We start from the raw sequence: 13817 nt of genomic DNA, 5'->3' as shown, positions 1-13817 counted from the left end.
TCTCGAGGCTCCTTTTTTGTGGGCGTCTTGTTATTGCGCTGTGCGCTTGCCACGCGCTTGGCTAAACTGGCGCATTCCCTGTCGAGAAACTGCCCATCATGCTTCGTCTACTGTTCTGGATTGCCGTCATTGCTGCCGCGGTATGGTTCTGGCGCAAATTCAAAAGCCCGGCGGCTAAACAGCAACGCTCCGCCGAGCCGAGCGCGGCCCTGATGGTGCGCTGCGCCCACTGCGGCGTGCACCTGCCGCAGGATCGCGCACTCAATTCACGCCAGGAGTGGTACTGCACCCAGGCGCACCTGGAACAAGGGCCGAAGTCTATTCAGCGTTGATCCGACCGGCGGGCGCATACGGCGCCGGGTCAATGATCGGGGGACGCCCCAACAGCAAGTCAGCGAACAGTTGACAGGATGCCGGCGCGAGCACCAGCCCATTGCGATAATGCCCGCAGTTGAGCCAAAGCCCTTTGAAACCGGGCACTTCACCGATGTAAGGGATACCTTCCGGTGAACCGGGGCGCAAACCGGCCCAGTGACCTACGACCTGCGCGTCTGCCAGCGCGGGAATCAACTCCACCGCCGACGCCTTGAGACTTTCCAAGGCCGACTCGGTCGGGGTCTTGTCGAACCCTTCATGCTCCAGCGTGCTGCCGATCAGAATGTGCCCGTCACGCCGCGGGATCGCATAACGCCCTTTGGCCAGCACCATGCTCGACAAAAAATCCGACGCACATTTGTACAAAATCATTTGGCCTTTGACCGGCTCCACTGGCAGCGACAGGCCCAGCTTGCCGAGTATTTCGCCGCTCCAGGCGCCCGCAGCCAGCACCACCTGATCGCCCAGGATCGGCCCCGCAGCGGTATTTACACCCACGACGTTGCCATCTTCAATAACAAACCCCTCCACTTCGCACTGCTCATGAAGGGTCACGCCCGGCAACGCCAACAGCGCAGCCTTGAGGGATTTGACCAGACGCGGGTTGCGCACATTGGCCACGTTCGCCATGTAGATCGCCTGGGAATATCCACCGCCCAGCACCGGCACGGCATCATGGGCGGCCGACACATCTACCTTGCTCAACGGGCGACCTTCTCGGGCAGCCCAAGCCAACGCTTGGGCTTCATCTTCCAGGTCCAACCAGTAAAGGCCTGTGGTGTGAACCTCTGGATCAACCCCGGTGGCCGCAAACAGCCGCTCTGCCAACTGCGGGTAAAAATCCTGCGACCAATGGGCCAGTGCGGTGACCGCCGGGCTGTAGCGCCATGGATACAGCGGCGAAACAATGCCGCCACCCGCCCAGGAAGACTCCTGCCCAAGCCCCGACCGCTCCAGCAGCACCACGGCCTGCCCCTCCGTGGCCAGGTTAAACGCGGTCAACAAGCCGATGACACCGCCACCGACAATCACCACTTGCTGTTGCTTAGCCATCATTTGATCCAGCCGATAAAAAGGGAAAAGCGCACCCGGCGCCCATTCATCCAGTACTCTCATCATTGCCCCCAACACGCCTGGCGCGACATTTCAGGTATCGCGCCCGGGTTGCTGCGCACGCCGGTGCTGGACAAGCTGAACTCACCGCATGGGTCATTTGCCATGATGGCGCCGACTGCAGGCGAGGCGACCAGTGTGAATGACTGGGGGCTCAATGCAGTGCTGATTCTATAGTGATCATTGCCGGCACTGGCGCCGCTTGCATCAATAAAAGTGCCGTGGCGCGTGTAAAAACGTTCGAGGTGCTGCGCCTGCTCAATCAACAGTGCAACGATCTGCGCGCGGTAGGCTTTTTTCACCTGCCCGGTATACGCGGGGTAAGCAATCCCGGCCAAAAACGCGATGATCGCGACCGCACCCAGTAACTCGATCAGGGTAAAACCTTGGCAATCCTTGCCCATTGATACGCTCCTTACTAGTGAAGTTGTCGCCATAGCACCCGATGAATGCACAGACCGCCCTCTGCCTGTGCATAGACCGCCTCCAGCACCGTGCGCACTTGGCCACTGCTCCCAACCGCCGTCACGCGGTACAACGCGGCCGGTGTTTCGGCAGGCAAACCCGCCATCCCCACGCCCACTCCCAGGGATTGCACGCCATACAGGCCGCCCTTCAGGGCAACCCAAGTAACTGCTGACACGGGGTTTGTGCCAGCCTCTATCACCTGCGACGACTCGACCGGCGGCGCACAGGAATTGATTGCCCGACACACCGGCAGTGTCGCGCCTGCCCGCCGGATCACCGACTCACCCAACCGCAGGCCACTTTCGGCGCTTTGGAATGACTGGTTTCGATGCCATACGCTGCCGGTAATCTTTTGTTGGGACACCGCCCCTTGCATCGATGCCAGGCCGATCAGTGACAGCACCAGCAGAAACACCAGGCTGATCAGTAAAACGATGCCGGCTTGCCCTGCATAAAAGCGTTGATGATTGAACATGCTGCCCTACCCCAACCGGTTTCGCAGGGCTGCGACGACGCTGTAGGCCTGATCTTTCACACGCCCGGTCGGATCTTGCAGCGTCATGCGCAGGCGTACGCTGCGGATCAGCGATTCATCCGCCGGGCTGGCGTCATAGCGCGCTACCTGAGGCGAACCTGGTTTGCCCGCCACGCCGAAACTGATGTCGAAGGCCTGCACGTTATCCAACAGCACCGCCTTGGCCGGCGCCGCAGGCGTACTGACCTTCAATTGCCCAGTTTCATAGGTGTAGGTGAGTTGGCGCAGCGCAAAGCGGATCTGCCCTGGCATCGGTGGCGGTGAATTCCCCGCGTAGGCCTGGGCCGTGCCGAGGCAGTCAGAGAGCACCGTCCAGTCAGGCGTGCCGCCCTCACCTGCGACATCGGCGGTGACCAGCGTCAGCGACCAGGAACTGCCTGCAGAATGCCAACCCACAGGTTGATCAAAGGCTGACGGTGCGTTGTCGATAGAGGCTGTCGCCAGGCAGCCGAACATGCCCGCCTGGCGGATATCCCGGATCATCTTGCCCAGCACAAACCGCGCGTCATCCTGCAGCAGCATGGCGGCCTGTTGGCTGGCTTGAGTCGCGCGAGCGCTGATCGTCACCTGGCTGACACCCAGCACCAGCAGCAACCCGACAGCCAGCGCGAGCAACAACTCCACCAGGCTGAAGCCACGGACAAAGCTTCTCATTGAGGCACCTGCGGGTCGCTGGTAATGCGGCTGGTGAGGGTGAAGGTTTCCCGCGCCCCGGGCGTATTCGCCCCACGGGCATCATCCCAACTGATGCTCACGGTTACCTCGCCACCGCTGATCACCACCGAGCCTTTGGCGTCCTCGCCGGCGAAGCCGATGATATTGGCTTCGAAGTCATGCAGGTCCAGGTCCCGCACGCTGGCCGTCGCGCTAAGGACGGGGGCGGTTTGCGCGACCCCCCATGCATAGTCGGCGCCTGAGTTGGCGCGGATTCGGTCGAGCATATCGTAGGCAATGAAACTGGCCTGGCTGGTCATCCTTGAGCTGTCGGTGTACTTGAGTGCATTGAGCTGGGTCACTGCGGCGCCCAGCAACCCGACGGCGAGAATCAGCACCGCCACCAGCACTTCGATCAAGGTCATGCCGGTTTGCTGTCGAGGCAGCACGCAGGGAAAAAGTCTGTTCGGGCAGGCAAGCATTACCGTCGTCATCCGTGTCGAAGGCTGAAAAAAGCAGCGCAATGCTGCTGTGAGACCCAAGACTAGCGCCGGTTTTTGGCTCGCGCTGCTATCGGAACAAAGGGAAATACTTTGGACATAAAGGCCATCATTCAGCCCCGCCGCCGGGCGCTATACCTAGGTCTCCAAACCCATTTTTACCCTTGCCCATGGAGGGACAGACTATGCAACAACGCGGTTTCACCCTGATCGAACTTCTGTTCGGCCTGTTACTGGGCGGCATCCTGGTGACCGTGGCAGTGCCCGCCTTCAAGGGGTTGCTTGCGTCGCAGCAGCAACGCAGCGCGGCACAATCACTTGCCGAAGGCCTGCGGTTGGCGCGCACTGAGGCAATCACCCGCAATCGCGCAGTGATCATTCAGGCGCTGGAGAACGATTGGAGCCGAGGATGGCAAATCATCGTGGATACAAGCGGGCGCGGCGAGCCGGGTACCGACAACCCTATACTGCTGGAACGGCAGGGCAATGGGCGCGTGCTGATGGCGGGCAATGGGCCAGTCAAGAGCCAGGTACGCTTCAGCGGGCTGGGTGAGCCGGTGTTTGCGGGAGGTGGCTTCCGCGCCGGTACGGTGCACATCTGCGGCACCGACCCGGTACAGAGCCTCTATCAAGTGGTGCTGGCGCCCAGCGGGCGCATCAGCCTGCGCAGTGAGGCCACCGAGCAGGCGCTGTGCGGCTCCGGCACCGTGGCACTCAGAGCAGCGAACGAACCCGCAGCTCTTTGGGCATGGAGAACGTGATGTTCTCTTCGCGACCGGCCAATTCATCCGCGCCGGTGGCGCCCCAGGCTTGCAGTTGCTGAATCACACCGCGCACCAGCACTTCTGGAGCGGAAGCCCCTGCGGTGATGCCAATACGCTCAACGCCGTCGAACCAACTGCGCTGCATGTCTTCAGCGCCATCGATCAGGTAGGCCGGCGTGGCCATGCGTTCAGCCAGTTCGCGCAAGCGGTTGGAGTTGGAGCTGTTGGGGCTGCCGACCACCAGAACCACATCGCATTCGTCGGCCAGTTGCTTGACGGCGTCCTGGCGGTTTTGCGTGGCGTAGCAGATGTCATCCTTGCGTGGGCCGCCAATTGCCGGGAAACGCGTGCGCAGGGCATCGATCACACGGCTGGTGTCGTCCATCGACAGGGTGGTTTGCGTCACGAAGGCCAGGCGATCAGGGTTTTGAACCTGCAACTCGGCCACGTCTTTTTCGTCTTCTACCAAGTAGATGGCGCCGCCATTACTGGCGTCGTACTGCCCCATGGTGCCTTCGACTTCCGGGTGACCGGCGTGGCCGATCAGGATGCATTCACGGCCGTCGCGGCTATAGCGCGCGACTTCGATATGCACCTTGGTCACCAGCGGGCAGGTGGCGTCAAACACCTTGAGGCCACGGCCCGCCGCTTCGGTGCGTACTGCCTGGGACACGCCGTGGGCGCTGAAGATGACGATAACGTCGTCCGGCACCTGGTCGAGTTCTTCGACAAAGATAGCCCCGCGTGCGCGCAGGTCTTCAACCACGAATTTGTTGTGGACGACTTCATGGCGCACGTAAATCGGCGGCCCGAACACTTCCAGGGCGCGATTGACGATTTCGATCGCCCGGTCCACACCGGCGCAGAAGCCACGGGGGTTGGCGAGTTTGATTTGCATGCTGTGCCTCGTGTCTTGCAGGGCAAGAAATTGGATCAACTCAACTCTACAGGAGTAAGCCCCTGTGGGAACCGGGCTTGCCCGCGATGCAAACGACCGGGTGTATCAGGTACACCGAGGTGATGCTATCGCAGGCAAGCCAGCTCCCACACAAGCCGGCCCCATAAGCGCCGGTTTCGTCAGTCAGAGCGCTTTAACGTCGATGATTTCAACGTCAAACGTCAAGGTTTTACCGGCCAACGGGTGGTTGAAGTCGATGGTCACTTGCGCGTCATCGAAGGTTTTAACCACGCCGGGCAGCTCGGTGTTCGCCGCATCGTTGAAGATCACCAACAGGCCTTCCGACAGGTCCATGTCCTGGAACTGCGAGCGCGGGATGATCTGCACGTTTTGCGGGTTGGGCTGGCCAAAGGCGTTTTCCGGCAGGATCTGCAAGGTGCGCTTGTCGCCGGCCTTGAAACCGAACAGTGCCGCTTCAAAACCCGGCAGCAGGTTGCCATCACCGACTTTGAAGGTCGCCGGGGCTTTGTCGAACGTGCTGTCGACCGTGTCGCCATTCTCCAGGCGCAGTGCGAAATGCAAAGTGACTTCCGTGTTCTGGCCGATGCGTTGCTCAGCCAATACCTGATCAGTCATTGACGGTCTCTCCGGTTTTCTTGCTTTTGAACATGTCCAACGCCAGCATGATTGCACCGACGGTGATGGCGCTGTCGGCAAAGTTGAACGCAGGGAAGTACCAGCGGTTCTGCCAATGCACCAGAATAAAGTCGATCACATGGCCCAGGGCAATGCGGTCGTACAGGTTGCCCAGCGCGCCGCCCAGCACCAAGGCCAGGGCAATGGCGAGCCAAGTATCATCACGGCCCAGACGCTTGAGCCAGACCACCAGCACAGCGCTGACAACCACCGCGATCAAGGCAAACAGCCAGCGCTGCCAGCCGCCGCTGTCCGCCAGGAAGCTGAAGGCAGCACCGGTGTTGTAGGCCAGGGTCCAGCTGAAGTAGTCAGGAATGACCACAATCTGCTGGAACATCTGCAGGGAGCCTTCGAAATGAGCCTTGCTGACCTGGTCAATGACCAGGACCAGCACGCTCAGCACGAGCAAACCCAGACGTCCGAAACGACTGGAAGCATTAGGCATAGTGGCGAACCTCGCCAGCACCGCTGATGTTGTCGACGCAACGACCGCAGATTTCCGGATGCTCCGGGTTCACGCCGACGTCTTCACGGCAGTGCCAGCAACGGGCGCACTTAGGAAAGGCCGACTTGACCACTTTGAGCTTGAGGCCCGGCACTTCGGTGGCCACTGCGTCCGCAGGTGCCTGGGCAAACGGTGCCAGGCTCGCGGTCGAGGTGATCAGTACGAAGCGCAGTTCGTTGCTCAGCTTGGCCAGGTCGGCGCTCAGGCCTTCCTCGGCAAACAGGGTGACTTCGGCTTGCAGGTTGCCACCGACGGCCTTGGCCGCGCGCTGAACTTCCAGCTCCTTGTTCACCGCAACCTTGACGGCCATCACGCCTTCCCAGTACTCGCGGCCCAGTTCGAAGTTGGCCGGCAATTCGGTCAGGCCTTCGTACCAGGTGTTGAGCATCACCGATTCGTTACGCTCGCCCGGCAGGTATTCCCACAGTTCGTCGGCGGTGAAGGCCAGGATCGGTGCGATCCAGCGCACCAGCGCTTCAGAGATGTGGTACAGCGCGGTCTGCGCCGAGCGGCGCGCCTTGCTGTTGGCGCCGGTGGTGTACTGGCGGTCCTTGATGATATCGAGGTAGAAACCACCCAGCTCCTGCACGCAGAAGTTGTGGATCTTGGAGTACACGTTCCAGAAGCGGTATTCGCCGTAGTGTTCCTGCAACTCGCGCTGCAGCAACAGGGTACGGTCCACGGCCCAACGGTCCAGAGCGAGCATGTCCTCGGCCGGCAGGATGTCGGTGGCCGGGTTGAAACCGGTCAGGTTCGACAGCAGGAAGCGTGCGGTATTACGGATACGGCGGTAGGCATCGGCGCTACGGGCCAGGATCTGGTCCGACACGGCGATTTCGCCCGAGTAATCGGTCGACGCTACCCACAGACGCATGATGTCGGCGCCCAAGGTGTCGTTGATCTTTTTCGGCTCGATCACGTTTTTCAGCGACTTGGACATCTTGCGGCCCGTCTCGTCGACGGTGAAGCCGTGGGTCAGCAGTTCGCGGTACGGCGCGTGGTTGTCGATGGCGCAGCCGGTCAGCAACGACGAGTGGAACCAGCCACGGTGTTGGTCCGAGCCTTCCAGGTACAGGTCGGCACGCGGGCCGGTGGCGTGACCCATCGGGTGCGAACCGCGCAGCACGTGCCAGTGGGTGGTACCCGAGTCGAACCACACGTCGAGGGTGTCGCTGATCTTGTCGTACAGCGGCGCTTCGTCGCCCAGCAGTTCGGCGGCGTCCAGCTTGAACCAGGCTTCGATGCCTTCCTGCTCAACGCGCAGCGCCACTGCTTCCATCAGTTCAACGGTACGTGGGTGCAGCTCGCCGCTTTCCTTGTTCAGGAAGAACGGAATCGGCACGCCCCAGTTGCGCTGGCGGGAGATGCACCAGTCCGGGCGGTTGGCGATCATCGAGTGCAGGCGCGCCTGGCCCCAGGCCGGGACAAACTTGGTCTCTTCGATCGCTTTGAGCGAGCGCACACGCAGGGTGTCGCCGCTGGTCGGCTCTTTGTCCATGCCGATAAACCACTGCGCGGTAGCGCGGTAGATCAGCGGGGTCTTGTGACGCCAGCAGTGCATGTAGCTGTGCTTGATGGTTTCGGTGTGCAGCAGCGAACCGACTTCACGCAGTTTGTCGATGATCGGTTCGTTGGCCTTGAAGATGAACTGGCCGCCAAAGAACTCCAGCGACGGCGCGTACACGCCATTGCTCTGCACCGGGTTGAGGATGTCATCGTTGACCATGCCGTAGGCTTTGCAGGTCACAAAGTCATCAACGCCGTAGGCCGGCGCGGAGTGAACCACACCAGTACCCGAACCCAGCTCCACGTAGTCAGCCAGGTACACCGGCGACAGACGGTCATAGAACGGGTGACGGAAATTGATCAGCTCCAGCGCAGTGCCGGTGGTGGTGGCGATGACCGAACCTTGCAGCTCGTAGCGCGCCAGGCAGGCCTCGACCATTTCTTCAGCCAGCACCAGCAGGCGATCACCGACGTCCACCAGGGCGTAGGTGAATTCCGGGTGCACGTTCAGCGCCTGGTTGGCCGGGATGGTCCACGGGGTGGTGGTCCAGATCACGATGGCTGCAGGCTTTGGCAGGCTGGACAGGCCAAAGGCTTGAGCCAGCTTGTCGTCGTCGGCGATCGGGAAGGCCACGTCGATGGTCGAGGACTTCTTGTCTTCGTACTCGACTTCCGCTTCAGCCAGGGCCGAACCGCAGTCGAAGCACCAGTTCACGGGCTTGAGGCCCTTGAACACGAAACCGCCTTTGACGATTTCAGCCAAGGCACGGATTTCACCGGCCTCGTTCTTGAAGTTCATGGTCTTGTACGGGTTGTCCCACTCGCCCAGCACGCCCAGGCGGATGAATTCGGACTTCTGCCCTTCGATCTGCTCGGTGGCGTAGGCACGGCACAGTTCGCGGGTTTTATCCGCGCCCAGGTTCTTGCCGTAGGTCACTTCGACTTTGTGTTCGATCGGCAGGCCGTGGCAGTCCCAGCCCGGAACATAAGGCGCGTCGAAGCCCGACAGGGTTTTCGAACGCAGGATCATGTCCTTGAGAATTTTGTTCAGCGCATGACCGATGTGAATCGTGCCGTTGGCATAAGGAGGGCCGTCGTGCAGGACGAACTTCGGACGATCCTTGCCAATTTCGCGCAACTTTCCGTACAGGCCAATACTGTCCCAGCGCTGCAGGATCTGCGGTTCGCGCTGTGGCAGGCCGGCCTTCATTGGGAAGGCGGTGTCCGGAAGGTTTAGCGTGGCTTTATAGTCGGTCATTTAAGGCTCTTCGGTTAGCGATGGGCGCTAGGTGCGGCTAGTGCACGGGCGGCGGCGACATCCGCATTGATCGCCGTTTTCAACGCCTCAAGGGAGGCGAAACGCTGCTCTTCACGCAGCTTCTGGTGGAAAACCACCGTTAAACGCCGGTCATACAAATCACCGGCAAAATCCAAAAGGTGAACTTCCAGGTGGGCCTTGCCATCACCTGCAACCGTGGGCCTGACGCCTATGTTGGCGACTCCCGGCCACGATTGGCCGTCGATGTCGACACTCACCAGGTAAACCCCGGTGAGTGGCACACGACGACGCTTGAGCTGCACGTTGGCGGTTGGCGTGCCCAGTTGGCGCGCCAGCTTCTGACCGTGCAATACCCGCCCGGCAATGCGGAAGGGGCGACCGAGCAAACGCTCGGCCAAGGCGAAGTCGGCAGCCGCCAGTGCGTTACGCACCTGGGTACTGCTCACGCGCAGGCCGTCCAGTTCGACGGTTTGCGCGGCTTCGACGGTGAAACCTTGATTCACACCAGCGTGTTGCAGGAAGTCGAAATCGCCGACGCGGTCGCAGCCGAAACGGAAGTCGTCGCCGACCTCCAGGTGCTGCACGCCCAGGCCATCTACCAGGATACGGTCAACGAACTCGGCGGCGCTGAGGCTTTGCAAACGCTGATTGAAGGCCAGGCACAGCACACGGTCCACGCCCTCTTCAGCCAGCAGTTGCAGCTTGTCGCGCAGGCGGGCCAAGCGCGCCGGAGCCGTCTCGGGGGTAAAGTATTCCCGCGGCTGTGGCTCAAAAATCACCACGCAGCTGGGCACGCCCAACTCGACCGCACGTTCACGCAGCCGGCCCAGGATAGCCTGGTGGCCACGGTGAACACCGTCAAAGTTGCCAATAGTGGCGACGCAGCCCCGATGCTCGGGGCGCAGGTTGTGGAGACCTCGAACCAGCTGCATAACGCGCTTCTTGCTCATAAAGTGGTCGATTATAACCACACCCGGCCCCGGACGACAGGCAACAGCGCAGGCCAAATGGATCGAATCGATAAAACAACCGTTTTATCACGGCAAAGTCTCTAGCCAAGCGACTTTCGATTGAAATCACGCAGACGGAAGCCTTGCAACAGCAACATCCCGAAGTACACCACCACACCTGCCACGACCAGAACACCCAGGCGCATGAAGCGTTCAAGCATATGGCCTTGATCCCAGGCGGGCATGAAGTGCATCAGGCCCAACAACACCGCCGACATCATCGCCACAGCCACCAGCAGCTTGAGGGCAAACAGGCCCCAGCCCGGCTGCGGCTGATACATCTGCTGCTTGCGCAGTTGATAAAACAGCAGGCCCGCGTTGATGCAGGCACCCGCGCTGATGGCCAGGGCCAGGCCGGCATGGGCCAACGGGCCGATAAACACCAGGTTGAGCAGTTGCGTGACGATCAGTGTGAAGATTGCGATCTTGACCGGCGTGCGGATGTTTTGCTGGGCGTAGAAGCCCGGCGCCAGCACTTTGATCACGATAATGCCGAGCAGACCGACGGAGTAGGCGACCAGTGCGCGCTGGGTCATTGACGCGTCAAACGCGCTGAACTGGCCGTATTGGAACAGCGACACGGTCAACGGCTCAGCCAGAATGCCCAGGGCCAGGGAACACGGCAACACCAGCATAAAGCACAGGCGCAGGCCCCAGTCGAGGATGCGCGAGTACTCCTGGCGGTCCTTGCTGGCATAGGTGCGCGACAGCGTCGGCAGCAAGATTGTGCCCAAGGCTACACCCAGTACGCCGGACGGCAACTCCATCAAGCGATCGGCGTAGTACATCCAGGAGACCGAACCGGACACCAGCAAGGATGCGAACGCAGTGTTGATGATCAGGGAAATCTGGCTCACCGACACGCCCAGGATCGCCGGCAGCATATTGCGCATCACGCGCCATACGCCGGTGTCCTTGAGGTTCAGGCGCGGCAGCACCAGCATGCCGATTTTTTTCAGGTGCGGCAGTTGGTACAGCAGCTGCGCCAGGCCGCCGGCCAGCACCGCCCAGCCCAGGGCCATAACCGGCGGGTCGAAGTACGGCGTCAGGAACAGCGCGAAAATAATCATGCTGACGTTCAGCAATGTCGGCACGAAGGCCGGTACCGAGAAACGGTTCCAGGTATTGAGGATCGCCCCGGCCAGGGAAGACAGCGAAATCAGCAATATATAAGGAAAGGTCACCCGCAACAGGTCAGTGGTCAGCGCGAATTTTTCCGGGGTATTGGCAAAACCGGGGGCCGTGGCCCAGATCACCCAGGGCGCGGCAAGCATGCCGACGAGGGTTACCAGCATCAGTACCAGGGTCAGCAAGCCCGAGACATAGGCAATAAAGGTACGGGTCGCCTCTTCACCCTGCTGGGTTTTGTATTCGGCCAGGATCGGCACGAAAGCCTGGGAGAATGCGCCCTCGGCGAAGATCCGCCGCAACAGGTTGGGCAGTTTAAAGGCAATAAAGAACGCATCCGTGGCCATGCTGGCGCCGAAAATGCGCGCCAGCAGGGTGTCACGCACAAACCCTAAAACCCGGGAGATCATCGTGATAGAGCTGACGGCAGCCAACGATTTGAGCAGATTCATTGAAAGAGTTTGCGCCTTTAGATAAAGAGCAGGCGAACAAAGCGCCCACTTATGCGATACTGCGCGCCTGCAACAGCACAGAGCCAAAGCTCGCGAGTTTACAGGTCAAGCGCCGGAAATAAATCACCCGCCTCTTCAGATCGACCACTCAGCAGTTCGCATCAGCCGCCCTTGACAACCCATCAAGTCATCGGCATGATTCGCGGCCTATTTTGTTTGCTATTTCCTAAAAAGTCTTTCGAGGAGCTCGACGGTGGCCAACACACCTTCCGCCAAAAAACGTGCAAAACAGGCTGAGAAGCGTCGCAGCCACAACGCCAGCCTGCGTTCCATGGTTCGTACCTACATCAAGAATGTAGTTAAAGCCATCGACACCAAAGACGCTGAAAAAGCTCAAGCTGCTTACGTTCTGGCTGTGCCTGTTATCGACCGTATGGCCGATAAAGGCATCATCCACAAGAACAAAGCCGCTCGTCATAAGAGCCGCCTGAATGGCCACATCAAGGCTCTGAACGTCGCTGCAGCAGCCTAAGTGGTAACAACTGCCACGTAACTCAGGTTGCGTAACAGTTAAGAAATGCCCCGAACCGAAAGGTCCGGGGCATTTTTGTTTGTGCTCAATAACTTGGGCGCACGGATCAAAATGTGGGAGCGGGCTTGCCCGCGATTGCGGTGGGTCCGTGGTGAACAGGCCAGCTGACACGCCCCCATCGCGGGCAAGCCCGCTCCCACATGGCTGTGCCTGTTATCGACCGTATGGCCGATAAAGGCATCATCCACAAGAACAAAGCCGCTCGTCATAAGAGCCGCCTGAATGGCCACATCAAGGCTCTGAACGTCGCTGCAGCAGCCTAAGTGGTAACAACTGCCACGTAACTCAGGTTGCGTAACAGTTAAGAAATGCCCCGAACCGAAAGGTCCGGGGCATTTTTGTTTGTGCGCGATAAGATCAAAAATGTGGGAGCGGGCTTGCCCGCGATTGCGGTGGGTCAGTGATGTATAAGGCGGCTGACACGCCCTCATCGCGGGCAAGCCCGCTCCCACACTTGAACTGCAGTGTATTTTCGGGCGCAAAAAAAACGCCCCGAACCAGTCGGGGCGTTTTTGCTACCTATTGATCAAACCACAATCAATGGTGATGACCGCCTTCACCGTGGACGTGGCCGTGGGCCACTTCTTCCTGGGAGGCGTCGCGGATAGCAACGATCTTCACTTGGAAGTTCAGGCGCTGACCAGCCAGAGGGTGGTTGCCGTCGACAGTCACGTCGTCGCCGTCCAGATCGCGGATGGTGACGATCTGCATCTGGCCGTCCGGAGCGGATGCGTGGAACTGCATGCCCACTTCCAGCTCATCAACGCCTTCGAACATGCTGCGGCTCAGGGTGCTGACCAGTTCGGCGGAGTATTCGCCGTAAGCATCTTCAGGTTCTACGGCGACAGTCAGTTCGTCACCGACGTTCTTGCCTTCCAGAGCCTTCTCCAGGCCCGGGATGATGTTACCTGCACCTTGCAGGTAGACCAGCGGCGCGCCGCCGGCGGAGCTGTCGATGACCTCACCAGCGTCGTTGGTCAGGGTATAGTCGATGGAGACAGCCTTGTTAGCGGCGATCGTCATGGGGCGAGACCTTTTGCATAAGAATGAAGAACGGACAAGTCTAAACAAGGATTTGCCCGAAAGCGAACAGAACCCGGACAGACGGAACCGATCAACGGCATCCTTCATCATCGGTTTCCATCAGGATGAGGACAACCATTGGGTGGCCGAGCTGTCTTGCGGCCACACCCAGCACCTGCGCCACCAGCCGCCATGGCAGTCGCGCGCCTGGGTACTCGATACCGCGCAACGTCTTGAAAAAATAGGCCAACCCTTTACGTGCGGCTGGTGTGCGCAAGCGCCTGAATAACGATAACCTTGGTGCCTGATTCCCGGTAGG

General features: G+C 60.2%; 16 protein-coding genes and 1 pseudogene. 5 read left to right on the top strand and 12 right to left on the bottom strand.

Annotation, left to right across the window (positions count from 1 at the left end):
- The first annotated feature begins 98 nt into the window (after window positions 1–98).
- Window positions 99–332 (top strand): PP0621 family protein, encoded by a 234-nt coding sequence (locus tag HU759_RS04955; RefSeq protein ID WP_170036212.1) that lies wholly within the window; start codon window positions 99–101, stop codon window positions 330–332.
- On the opposite strand, the gene thiO is transcribed toward HU759_RS04955, so the two are convergent.
- The 5 genes from thiO to pilV all read right to left on the bottom strand — a co-directional run bounded on the left by thiO (window position 319) and on the right by pilV (window position 3627).
- Window positions 319–1428: a glycine oxidase ThiO gene (gene thiO / locus HU759_RS04950; protein WP_169986840.1), complete on the bottom strand. Its 1110-nt coding sequence runs from the start codon at window positions 1426–1428 to the stop codon at window positions 319–321. The two genes, HU759_RS04955 and thiO, sit on opposite strands and share 14 nt — an antisense overlap.
- A 62-nt stretch (window positions 1429–1490) precedes the next feature.
- Entirely contained in the window at window positions 1491–1892 is a 402-nt protein-coding gene (locus HU759_RS04945) for a type IV pilin protein (RefSeq protein WP_017137600.1), read from the bottom strand.
- Window positions 1893–1906: 14 nt separating this feature from the next.
- Window positions 1907–2431: a PilX N-terminal domain-containing pilus assembly protein gene (locus tag HU759_RS04940; RefSeq protein ID WP_170036208.1), complete on the bottom strand. Its 525-nt coding sequence runs from the start codon at window positions 2429–2431 to the stop codon at window positions 1907–1909.
- A gap of 6 nt (window positions 2432–2437) precedes the next feature.
- Window positions 2438–3145 carry a prepilin-type N-terminal cleavage/methylation domain-containing protein gene (locus tag HU759_RS04935; RefSeq protein ID WP_170036206.1) on the bottom strand — a complete coding sequence of 236 codons (708 nt, stop codon included), beginning with the start codon at window positions 3143–3145 and terminating at the stop codon, window positions 2438–2440.
- Complete coding sequence (pilV, locus tag HU759_RS04930; protein ID WP_170036204.1) at window positions 3142–3627, bottom strand: type IV pilus modification protein PilV; 486 nt, start codon at window positions 3625–3627, stop codon at window positions 3142–3144. The genes HU759_RS04935 and pilV overlap by 4 nt, the downstream gene beginning before the upstream one ends.
- Window positions 3628–3830: 203 nt before the next feature.
- Here pilV and HU759_RS04925 point away from each other — a divergent pair, with 203 nt between their 5' ends.
- Window positions 3831–4406: a GspH/FimT family protein gene (locus HU759_RS04925; RefSeq protein ID WP_186618174.1), complete on the top strand. Its 576-nt coding sequence runs from the start codon at window positions 3831–3833 to the stop codon at window positions 4404–4406.
- Here HU759_RS04925 and ispH read toward each other — a convergent pair.
- The 6 genes from ispH to murJ form a co-directional block, all read right to left on the bottom strand.
- Window positions 4360–5307, bottom strand: a complete 948-nt coding sequence (gene ispH, locus HU759_RS04920) for a 4-hydroxy-3-methylbut-2-enyl diphosphate reductase (RefSeq protein ID WP_017137605.1) — start codon at window positions 5305–5307, stop codon at window positions 4360–4362. The two genes, HU759_RS04925 and ispH, sit on opposite strands and share 47 nt — an antisense overlap.
- 183 nt (window positions 5308–5490) lie before the next feature.
- On the bottom strand, window positions 5491–5928 hold the full coding sequence (gene fkpB, locus HU759_RS04915; RefSeq protein ID WP_010213263.1) for an FKBP-type peptidyl-prolyl cis-trans isomerase: 438 nt from the start codon (window positions 5926–5928) through the stop codon (window positions 5491–5493).
- Between the two features lie 7 nt (window positions 5929–5935).
- On the bottom strand, window positions 5936–6448 hold the full coding sequence (gene lspA / locus HU759_RS04910) for a signal peptidase II (RefSeq protein WP_017137607.1): 513 nt from the start codon (window positions 6446–6448) through the stop codon (window positions 5936–5938).
- On the bottom strand, window positions 6441–9272 hold the full coding sequence (gene ileS / locus HU759_RS04905) for an isoleucine--tRNA ligase (protein ID WP_170036202.1): 2832 nt from the start codon (window positions 9270–9272) through the stop codon (window positions 6441–6443). The genes lspA and ileS overlap by 8 nt, the downstream gene beginning before the upstream one ends.
- 14 nt (window positions 9273–9286) lie before the next feature.
- Window positions 9287–10225 carry a bifunctional riboflavin kinase/FAD synthetase gene (ribF, locus tag HU759_RS04900; RefSeq protein WP_016971190.1) on the bottom strand — a complete coding sequence of 313 codons (939 nt, stop codon included), beginning with the start codon at window positions 10223–10225 and terminating at the stop codon, window positions 9287–9289.
- 119 nt (window positions 10226–10344) lie between these two features.
- Window positions 10345–11883, bottom strand: a complete 1539-nt coding sequence (gene murJ, locus HU759_RS04895) for a murein biosynthesis integral membrane protein MurJ (RefSeq protein WP_056859107.1) — start codon at window positions 11881–11883, stop codon at window positions 10345–10347.
- Window positions 11884–12136: 253 nt separating this feature from the next.
- Between murJ and rpsT (HU759_RS04890) the strand changes: the two genes are divergently transcribed.
- Complete coding sequence (gene rpsT, locus HU759_RS04890) at window positions 12137–12415, top strand: 30S ribosomal protein S20 (protein ID WP_003171647.1); 279 nt, start codon at window positions 12137–12139, stop codon at window positions 12413–12415.
- A 203-nt stretch (window positions 12416–12618) separates the two neighbouring features.
- A pseudogene (gene rpsT, locus HU759_RS04885) lies at window positions 12619–12738 on the top strand (30S ribosomal protein S20); the annotation flags it as partial.
- Between the two features lie 274 nt (window positions 12739–13012).
- Here rpsT (HU759_RS04885) and HU759_RS04880 read toward each other — a convergent pair.
- A complete protein-coding gene (locus HU759_RS04880) occupies window positions 13013–13498 on the bottom strand; it encodes a peptidylprolyl isomerase (RefSeq protein WP_003188398.1) in 486 nt (161 codons plus the stop codon).
- Between HU759_RS04880 and HU759_RS04875 the strand changes: the two genes are divergently transcribed.
- A complete protein-coding gene (locus HU759_RS04875; RefSeq protein ID WP_225933027.1) occupies window positions 13479–13787 on the top strand; it encodes a DUF3565 domain-containing protein in 309 nt (102 codons plus the stop codon). The two genes, HU759_RS04880 and HU759_RS04875, sit on opposite strands and share 20 nt — an antisense overlap.
- Window positions 13788–13817: the final 30 nt, after the last annotated feature.

This window comes from Pseudomonas sp. OE 28.3 (genome assembly GCF_014268205.2).
In the GTDB taxonomy this organism is placed as follows: Bacteria; Pseudomonadota; Gammaproteobacteria; order Pseudomonadales; family Pseudomonadaceae; genus Aquipseudomonas; species Aquipseudomonas edaphica.
Note: the sequence above shows the minus strand (reverse complement) of the source record. Positions and strands in the feature narration are given on the sequence as shown.

What these genes read in the sequence shown, in the direction of transcription:
- HU759_RS04955 (WP_170036212.1), top strand. Translation starts at nt 99, where the DNA reads ATGCTTCGTCTACTGTTCTGGATTGCCGTCATTGCTGCCGCGGTATGG.
- thiO (WP_169986840.1), bottom strand. Translation starts at nt 1,428, where the DNA reads ATGGCTAAGCAACAGCAAGTGGTGATTGTCGGTGGCGGTGTCATCGGC.
- HU759_RS04945 (WP_017137600.1), bottom strand. Translation starts at nt 1,892, where the DNA reads ATGGGCAAGGATTGCCAAGGTTTTACCCTGATCGAGTTACTGGGTGCG.
- HU759_RS04940 (WP_170036208.1), bottom strand. Translation starts at nt 2,431, where the DNA reads ATGTTCAATCATCAACGCTTTTATGCAGGGCAAGCCGGCATCGTTTTA.
- HU759_RS04935 (WP_170036206.1), bottom strand. Translation starts at nt 3,145, where the DNA reads ATGAGAAGCTTTGTCCGTGGCTTCAGCCTGGTGGAGTTGTTGCTCGCG.
- pilV (WP_170036204.1), bottom strand. Translation starts at nt 3,627, where the DNA reads ATGCTTGCCTGCCCGAACAGACTTTTTCCCTGCGTGCTGCCTCGACAG.
- HU759_RS04925 (WP_186618174.1), top strand. Translation starts at nt 3,831, where the DNA reads ATGCAACAACGCGGTTTCACCCTGATCGAACTTCTGTTCGGCCTGTTA.
- ispH (WP_017137605.1), bottom strand. Translation starts at nt 5,307, where the DNA reads ATGCAAATCAAACTCGCCAACCCCCGTGGCTTCTGCGCCGGTGTGGAC.
- lspA (WP_017137607.1), bottom strand. Translation starts at nt 6,448, where the DNA reads ATGCCTAATGCTTCCAGTCGTTTCGGACGTCTGGGTTTGCTCGTGCTG.
- ileS (WP_170036202.1), bottom strand. Translation starts at nt 9,272, where the DNA reads ATGACCGACTATAAAGCCACGCTAAACCTTCCGGACACCGCCTTCCCA.
- ribF (WP_016971190.1), bottom strand. Translation starts at nt 10,225, where the DNA reads ATGCAGCTGGTTCGAGGTCTCCACAACCTGCGCCCCGAGCATCGGGGC.
- murJ (WP_056859107.1), bottom strand. Translation starts at nt 11,883, where the DNA reads ATGAATCTGCTCAAATCGTTGGCTGCCGTCAGCTCTATCACGATGATC.
- HU759_RS04880 (WP_003188398.1), bottom strand. Translation starts at nt 13,498, where the DNA reads ATGACGATCGCCGCTAACAAGGCTGTCTCCATCGACTATACCCTGACC.